The organism is Polaromonas sp. P3_C2 (assembly GCF_056402675.1).
On record NZ_JBFUGX010000757.1, the window covers coordinates 1 to 1,792 of the forward strand.

Annotated in this window: 2 protein-coding genes and 1 pseudogene; all 3 read left to right on the forward strand. The window is 56.0% G+C overall.

What is annotated here, in order from left to right; translation table 11 throughout:
* Positions 1-4 precede the first annotated feature (4 nt).
* A complete protein-coding gene (locus AC1DWI_RS21575) occupies positions 5-115 on the forward strand; it encodes a LuxR C-terminal-related transcriptional regulator (RefSeq protein WP_477725721.1) in 111 nt (36 codons plus the stop codon).
* On the forward strand, positions 108-1,535 hold the full coding sequence (locus tag AC1DWI_RS21580; RefSeq protein WP_477667873.1) for an undecaprenyl-phosphate glucose phosphotransferase: 1,428 nt from the start codon (positions 108-110) through the stop codon (positions 1,533-1,535). Before AC1DWI_RS21575 ends, AC1DWI_RS21580 begins: the two co-directional genes overlap by 8 nt.
* Positions 1,536-1,555: 20 nt before the next feature.
* A pseudogene (locus AC1DWI_RS21585) lies at positions 1,556-1,792 on the forward strand (XrtB/PEP-CTERM-associated polysaccharide biosynthesis outer membrane protein EpsL); the annotation flags it as partial.

The window sequence follows — 1,792 nt, forward strand, 5'->3', positions numbered from 1 at the left end:
CATCATCAGTGGCTATACGGTGAAGAATCACATGCAGCGCATATTCCAGAAGCTCAACGTATTTAACCGGGCCCAGGCTGTCTCCAGGATTACGCGGGTGAGCTTGCATGGATGATGTCAATCCGCTCAATTCAGCCTCGGCATGGCTTAACCGGCGCGAACCCCGCTCCATGGGGTTGGGTCGAAGTCATCTTTTCACCGCAGTGGAGGCCGCGCTGGACCCTCTGGTTCTGGTGTTCTCGCTCTGGGGACTGGCTTTGTTCTTTGAAGGGTCGGTGCGTCCTGCCTATCTAATTTTGTCGGTCATCGTGTTTTCGCTGACGTTTCCCGGTACCTCCCAATTGCGTTTGCCCGTGTGGAAGGTGTTCTCAAAGATTGCATTTCACTGGATATGGATTGCCGGCTTGTTGCTGCTGACGGGTTTTGCCACCGAATATTTCTATAAATTTTCCATGACGGTACTGGTTAACTGGCTATGGGTCGCGCCGGTTGCCCAGGCGGGTGCGCATGTGGCTCTGCGTGCTGCCGCTCCGCAGTTGCTGAAATTGCAGGGGGCGGTTCGGGGTGCTGTCATCGTCGGTATGAACGAGCAGGGCGTTTCTCTGGCCCGGCACATCACAGGTTCGGCGTATTCGGGCATTGATTTGAAGGGTTTTTTCGACGACCGCGGGGAAGACCGCAGGGAGTCACAGGATGACTACCAACTGGTGGGAAAAATTGACGACCTTCCGGCTTACGTCAAGCAGCACCGTATCCAGTTTATTTATCTGTCCTTGCCCATGGCATCGCGGCCGCGCATCCTGCAGGTGCTTGATGGCCTGAAGGACACCACAGCGTCGATTTATTTTGTCCCCGACATGTTCATTACCGACCTGATACAGGGCCGCAGCGATTCGGTCTGCGGGGTCACGGTGATATCTGTCTGCGATACGCCGTTCCGGGGTGTCAGCGGCGTACTGAAGCGGGCCAGCGACATCGCGCTGTCACTGCTGATCCTGTTGCTGATTTTTCCGGTCATGCTGGTGATCGGGATCATGGTCAAGCTTGACTCTCCGGGGCCTGTCATTTTCAAGCAGCGGCGCTATGGCTTGGACGGTGAGCAGATTCTGGTCTACAAGTTCCGGTCCATGGCTGTTACCGAGGACGGTGGCACGATTCAACAGGCTCGCAAGAATGACATGCGGATCACCCGCCTGGGCGCTTTTCTGCGCAAAACCTCGCTCGACGAATTACCGCAATTCATCAACGTATTGCAAGGGCGCATGAGCATCGTCGGCCCGCGACCGCACGCCGTGGCACACAACGAGATGTATCGCTCTCTCATCAAGGGCTACATGGTTCGCCACAAGGTCAGGCCCGGCATTACCGGCTGGGCTCAGGTGAATGGGCAGCGCGGCGAAACCGACACGCTCGACAAGATGCAGTCGCGTATCGATTGCGACCTGGATTACCTGCGCAACTGGTCGCTGCAGCTCGATTTTTTCATCATTCTGAAAACGATCCGCCTGGTCTTCAAGGACAGTGCGGCTTACTAAAAGCAAAAAAAGGACAGCTGATGCCTCACCGCGACCTCCTTCCCATTCCGCTCTTGTTGCTGAGCCTGTTTCCGTTGGCGGTGCATGCCGATGAGCTTGACACCCTTCAGTTCAAGGCCGGGCAATCCGTCACGCACGACAGCAATGTCTTCCGGTTGTCCGATACAGCGAATGCCCAGGCATTGATAGGAACCACGGACCGCGCGGACACAGTTTCGGTGACGACAGCAGGTTTTAAGATAAACAAGCCTTTCGGG